This window comes from Williamsia sp. (genome assembly GCF_036566845.1).
Classification (GTDB): domain Bacteria; phylum Actinomycetota; class Actinomycetes; order Mycobacteriales; family Mycobacteriaceae; genus Williamsia.
The window spans coordinates 1-6,135 of record NZ_DATCVM010000165.1; the positions used below are offsets into that span (position 1 = coordinate 1).

The following is a 6,135-nucleotide window of genomic DNA, read 5'->3' on the forward strand; positions in this document are numbered from 1 at the left end:
GGGGCCTGGGTGGTGACGGCGACCACCGTCGAACACGCCGAAGCCACCGACGTCGATGTTGTCGACACCAGTGGGTGCGGCGACGCGTTCTCGGCCGGCTTCATCGCCGGCCGATTGGCGGACTTCAGCATGCTGCGTGCGGCGCAGCTGGGCTGCGCTGTGGCAGGGGTGGTGGCGACCGGCCTCGGCAGCGACCACGGCGACTTCGACTGGGCCTCGTCGACGGCGGCCCTGCCGAGTTGATCCGCATGTCACGCGTAGCGGCCATCCGGTGAACTCCGCAAGGTTTCCACCCATCAATTCCGAGTGGAAACAATTGCACACAGAATAGGCAAACAATCATTTGAACCGGTGTGCCCGCACATCGGTGTGAAATCGCATTCGTCCGGAGAATACGTCCTCGAAATTCGATTTATCGTCCCGGCCTGCCCCCATCCTTCATCGACGTGTCCCGGCGCGTGGACGCCGATCCATGCACATCCACGTAATTGATGCGGGCGGAGGCGGACTCTCCGCGGCCGTAGCACCCATTCGAGGTTTGCGCCGCGCGATACGTCTGCACTGACAGCAGAGCACTTCCCAGGCCCTACCTGCACTGACAGTCGACACACGTGCCGACACCGGACTCCCCTTCCCGAGCTTGCCGGGCTGGTTTCTCGACGTGCAGCCATCACGACACCCAACTCACTCGATCGCCAACTTACACGCATAAGTAACCCTGCGAGGACCTTTCGGAAGATGTGTCGATCTGGCCCCCCATCCGGCGTGCGAAGACAGTCACATAAGCCCGAAAAACACTCTGGCTAACACCGAATGTGCGTGATAATGTGACTTCCGCTACAGGGTATTGCCGTTTTCCTCCGAGCCCGGAGAACGGAAAACGTATTCCTCTGTGGCCTCGAGCGCGCTCCGCTCTCGGGTGCGGACCTTTTCGAATTCCGTCGCAACAGCCGGCGACGGAATCGTCACGCACCTGGAGGCGCTCACCAGGTTGCCCACTTCCCCGCTCGCCTCAGAGCGAGCTTGCTGCACCCGACGCCCATCGGCGTCACGTGAACTCAGCCAACCAGTCGAACAGATGGAGAAGTAATGTCGCTTCATACCGCCGGTGCATCGTTGTATCCACCGGAAGGACTCGCCCCACCGAAAGACCGTCATGGGCACGCCGTCGGCGACCTCGGGCTCCCCACCGGGACGCAGGTGTTCTCCGCGGACAATCACATCTCGCTCGCGGACGATATCTTCTTCGAGCGGTTTCCCGAAGAACTCCGCGAGAAGGCGCCGCGTGTGTGGTACGAGGAAGGCGCTTTCCAGTTGGGACGCAAGGGCAAATCGTTCCTGCCCGGCGACTTCAGCCACGTCCTGATGCAGTATGACCCATTGGTCGGCTCCGGTAGCGCCAACATCGAGGCCCGGCTCGACGAACTGGCCGCGGACGGCGTCTCCAAAGAGCTCGCCTTCCCCAATGCCCTTCTGGCACTGCTGTATTACCCCGACCGAGACATCCGCGAACGCGCGTTCCGCATCTACAACGAGTACATCGCCGATCTCCAAGAGAGATCCGGCGGCCGGTTCTACGGCGTCGGCCTGATCAATTGGTGGGATGCCGCCGGCACCCGGCGCACGCTTGACGAATTGAAGTCGCTGGGGCTCAAGACCTTCCTGATGCCGCTCTCGGCAGGCAAGGATCTCGAGGGCACTCCCATCGACTACGGCAGCACGTCGATGATCCCGGTCTGGGATGCCATCGAGGAGTCCGGCGTCCCGTTGGCACACCACATCGGAGAAGCACCGCTGTCGAGCCCCTGCGAGGTCAACAGTGTTGCCGTCGGCATGATGCACAATGTGGCGCCGTTCCGGGAGATGTTCGCCAAATACATCTTCAGCGGCATCATCGACCGTCATCCCGGCCTCAAGATCGGCTGGTTCGAAGGCGGGATCAACTGGGTTCCGTCGGCCATCCAGGACGCCGAGCACATGCTGGCCTCGTTCCGGCACATGCTGAATCGACCTGTCGAACATGATGTTCGGCACTACTGGGACAAGCACATGAGCGCATCGTTCATCGTGGATCCGCTGGGCCTGCAGATGATCGAGCAGATCGGAATCGATCACGTCATGTGGTCGTCCGACTACCCACACAACGAGAGCAGCTTCGGCTACTCCGAGAAGTCGATCGGCGCCGTGGTCGATGCCCTCGGTCCCGAGAACGCGGTCAAGGCCGTCAGTACCAATGTGACGAAGTTCCTGGGCATCTAGCAAGAACAGCCCGGCATCTACCGAGAAAGCGACAGCTTCCCTTGACATCATCTGTCTTGACCAGCAACAGAACAACTTTGAAGATCCCGGACAAGCCCGACCTTGCCCGTATGCGTCGAAAAACCGGCGCCCGGATCCGAGCGGAGATGACCGAGCGCGGCATCGACGCGTTGATTCTGCTCGGCAACAACGCGGTGGCCTACGCGACCGGCGTGAGCTGGCCGTTGGGTGACGCAGGCCTGTCACACGTCGAACGACCGGTTGCGGTGATCCTTCCCGACGACGAATTGCCGTACCTGTTCTTACCCATTCGCGATGGTGCACCGGCAGATTCGGTCCTTCCCGACGACCATGTGTTCCCGCCGGTGTACCTCGAGTTCGACGAGGGTGTCGAAACGTTCGCCCGGATCTTGGCAGACCTCGTGCCCGCCGACGCCACCTATGCCGTCGACGAGAGCACCGGGGCGATGCTGCGTGCGGCCAAGCGACTCTTCCCATCCGGACCACCGCACGACGCCGCACTCGTCATCGGCGCCGCCAAGCTCATCAAGACCGTCGATGAGCTGTCGTGCATCAGGAATGCCTGTCGCATAACGGAAGAGGCGATGGTCGAGGTCCAGGCCGCTCTCGCGCCGGGGATGCGGCAGATCGACCTGTCCGCAGGCTTTGTCCGACGGGCGTTCGAGCGCGGAGCGACGGCCAACATGCTCGACGCCATCTGGCAGGTGATGCCTTCGAGCAAAGAGAGCGGCGTGTGGACCACCCACGGCGACCTCGCCCTCCCGCTGTTGACCACCGAACGTGAGCTCGCCGCCGGCGATGTCCTCTGGGTCGACGTCAGCATCACGTACTCGGGCTACTGCTCCGACTTCGGACGCACCTGGATCGTCGGGCAAGACCCGAATCCGCGCCAGCAGGCCCAGTTCAGGCAGTGGAAAGACCTGATCACCGCAGTGTTCGAGACACTGCGGCCCGGCGCCACGCTGGAGGATCTCGCCGACGCCGCCATCGCGGCAAACGGTGGAACGAAACCGTGGCTTCCGCATTTCTACCTCGGACATGGCATCGGTACATCCGCAGCCGAAATGCCCATGATCGGAACCGATCTGGGCCCCACCTACGACAAGAACTTCATCCTCGAGCCGGGGATGGTGCTTGTGCTCGAGCCGGTTGTCTGGGAAGACGGCACCGGCGGCTACCGCAGCGAGGAGATCGTGGTCATCACCGAAGAGGGCTTCGCGCCACTCACCGACTACCCGTACACCCCCTATGGCGACTGAAATCCTGGCCGATGACCGCGCTCTCCGCACCGGACGGCGAGAGCGCGCACTGGCCCAGATGGAGGCATACGACCTCGACATACTCGTCCTGGGTCGGCAGGCCAACGTCCGTTACGTCAGCGGCGCAACGCAACTCTGGGTCGCCGGTACCCGGCCGTTCGCACCGAACTGCGTCCTGTCACGGAAGACCGGTGAGATCCACCTGCTCAGCACCTGGGATGAGGGCATCCCTGAGGACATCCCCCACGATCACCTCTACGGAATCGCGTGGAACCCGATGAACATCATCGAGGTGCTCAAAGAGATCGAGGGCGCAGCAACCGCCCGGCGAGTCGGGATAGACGCTCTCTCACCGGGTTTCGCCGAGCTCCTCCCTCACGCGTTCCCGAACGCCGAGCTGATCGATGCCGAGGTCGCACTGCGCGCCGCGCGGCGGATCAAGACCGACGACGAGATCACATCCATCCGGGAGGCACTGCAGGTCGCCGAAATCGGGCTGGCGGCGGCAGTCGCCGAACTCCGGCCCGGGATCAGAGATCAGCGGCTGACGGGTGTCCTGCTGGAAGCCATGGCCGCCGGTGGTGTCAGCACACCGGCCACCCAGGACGGCGCGTGGATCACCTCACGGGACCACCACGGCCGCCGCGCAGGCGGGAGCGGTGAAGTCGCCGCCGGCGACCTGGTCGCATTCGCCGCCGGGGTACTCGACCAGGGCTATACCGGCGAGGTCGGACGTACCTGGCCGGTCGGCGACGTCACCGACGACACCCGCGCGCTGTACCGCCGCTCAGAGGCGCTGCGAGAACAGCTCTTTGCCGCCTGTGTACCCGGAGAACCGGCCGGTTCCCTGCTGTCCGCATATGAGGCGGCCGGCGAACCGCTACCCGCGACACCGGTGGCACATGGTTTGGGGCTGGGATTCGACCCACCCGTCGTATCGCCGCACCTGCCCGACACCAACGCCTCGGAACTGCTCGCGCCGGGCATGGTCCTGGCCGTCACCAGCTACGTCTGGGCCCCGGGAGTCGGTGCGGTCTTCGGCCGCGATGCCGTCCTGATCACCGATCACGGACATGAAGTCCTCACCAGCGCTCCGTGGTGGACCGGGTATGTGGCCGGAGACACCGTCGCGCCGAACACCATGGCGACGAACACCGCGGGTCCGAACGACAAGGAGGTCAGCACAGCATGACCGATTCACTTCCCAAACCCGAAGAGATCATCCTGTTCGAGAAGGACCGGAAGTCCAAGATCGCAACGATCACCTTCAACCGTCCGGACCAGCTCAACGCTCCCACCGCGGCCGCCCGTCTGCGCTACGGCGATCTGATCCATCGGTGCAGCATCGATGACGACGTCAAGGTGCTGGTGGTACGCGGTGTGGGCGACGACTTCGGTTCCGGTGCCGACCTTCCCGAGTTCATGGCCAACCAGAACGCGGAGTCGCCGGCGGCGCGGCTCCGCGAGTTCAAGCTCGAGGAGGACGATGTCACGGCACCGCCCCGCGGGTCGTTTCGGTTCGGTGCGTCGGTCAGCCAGTGGTACGCCAATCCGCAGGCCGGATGCCGAAGTCTGCAGGAGTTCAAGAAGATCAGCATCGTGGAAACCAAGGGCTACTGTTACGGCTGGCATTTCTATCAGGCCGCGGACGCCGACCTGGTGATCTCGGCCGACGACACCCTCTTCGGCCACCCGTCGTTCCGCTATCACGGCTGGGGTCCTCGGATGTGGACATGGGCGCAGGCCATGGGAATGCGGAAGTTTCAGGAAATGGTCTTCACCGGCCGGGCCTTCACCGCCGCGGAGATGGACGCCTGCGGCTTCATCAACAGTGTGGTGCCCCGCACCGACCTCGAGGCCGAGGTCGCGAAGTACGCCTCCTCGTGCGCGCGTACCCGTCCGACCGACACCGTCTTCATGCAGAAGACGTTCTTCGAGATCATGAAGCAACAGCAGGGCGAATACATGGGCAGCCTGATGTCGGCCTTCTTCGAGTCGATGGGCAGCAACATCATTGCCGATGGCGACGAGGTGATGCTCGAGGACGAAGACACCTTCGGACGCGGTCTCAACATCACCGTGAAGGGCAACGACGACCAGTACCCACCAGAGTTCAGGCTGAGCAAGTCCGGTCGCAAGAAGAAGAAATAGAAACCGATGCCGACCACGAATGCGCGACACCCACTCGACGGCTATGTCGTCGTTGATCTCTCGACGGGTATTGCCGGGGCGTACTGCACCAAGCTGCTCGCCGACGGCGGGGCACGCATCATCAAAGTCGAACCCCCCGAGGGTGATCCGCTACGCGGGTGGTCGGCGTCGGGTGCGAACATCGACACCGGATCCGACGGCGCACTGTTCAGCTACCTGGCGTGCTCGAAACACAGCGTGACGGTCGACCCGGACGATCCCGACGACCTCGGACTCCTGGAGAGGCTACTGACCGACGCGGATGCAGTGGTGTGGTCACAGAACTCGCGCATCACCGAACGGCCGTCGTTGACCGCCGCGGAGATTCATCGCCGACATCCGCATCTCACCGTCACCGCGATCACGCCGTTCGGTCTCACCGGGCCATGGAGCGATCGCCCCGCCA

The 6,135-nt window shown here is 63.5% G+C and carries 6 protein-coding genes; all 6 read left to right on the top strand.

Annotation, left to right across the window (positions count from 1 at the left end):
* A partial coding sequence (locus tag VIQ49_RS15965; protein ID WP_331886325.1) for a PfkB family carbohydrate kinase occupies window positions 1-243 on the top strand: 243 nt, incomplete at its 5' end.
* Window positions 244-1,089: 846 nt separating this feature from the next.
* Complete coding sequence (locus tag VIQ49_RS15970; protein ID WP_331886327.1) at window positions 1,090-2,259, top strand: amidohydrolase family protein; 1,170 nt, start codon at window positions 1,090-1,092, stop codon at window positions 2,257-2,259.
* Window positions 2,260-2,369: 110 nt separating this feature from the next.
* Window positions 2,370-3,539 carry a Xaa-Pro peptidase family protein gene (locus VIQ49_RS15975; protein ID WP_331886329.1) on the top strand — a complete coding sequence of 390 codons (1,170 nt, stop codon included), beginning with the start codon at window positions 2,370-2,372 and terminating at the stop codon, window positions 3,537-3,539.
* Window positions 3,529-4,731, top strand: a complete 1,203-nt coding sequence (locus VIQ49_RS15980; RefSeq protein WP_331886331.1) for a M24 family metallopeptidase — start codon at window positions 3,529-3,531, stop codon at window positions 4,729-4,731. The genes VIQ49_RS15975 and VIQ49_RS15980 overlap by 11 nt, the downstream gene beginning before the upstream one ends.
* On the top strand, window positions 4,728-5,690 hold the full coding sequence (locus VIQ49_RS15985) for an enoyl-CoA hydratase/isomerase family protein (RefSeq protein ID WP_331886333.1): 963 nt from the start codon (window positions 4,728-4,730) through the stop codon (window positions 5,688-5,690). Before VIQ49_RS15980 ends, VIQ49_RS15985 begins: the two co-directional genes overlap by 4 nt.
* 6 nt (window positions 5,691-5,696) lie before the next feature.
* The coding region (locus VIQ49_RS15990) for a CoA transferase (protein ID WP_331886335.1) at window positions 5,697-6,135 on the top strand (439 nt) is incomplete at its 3' end.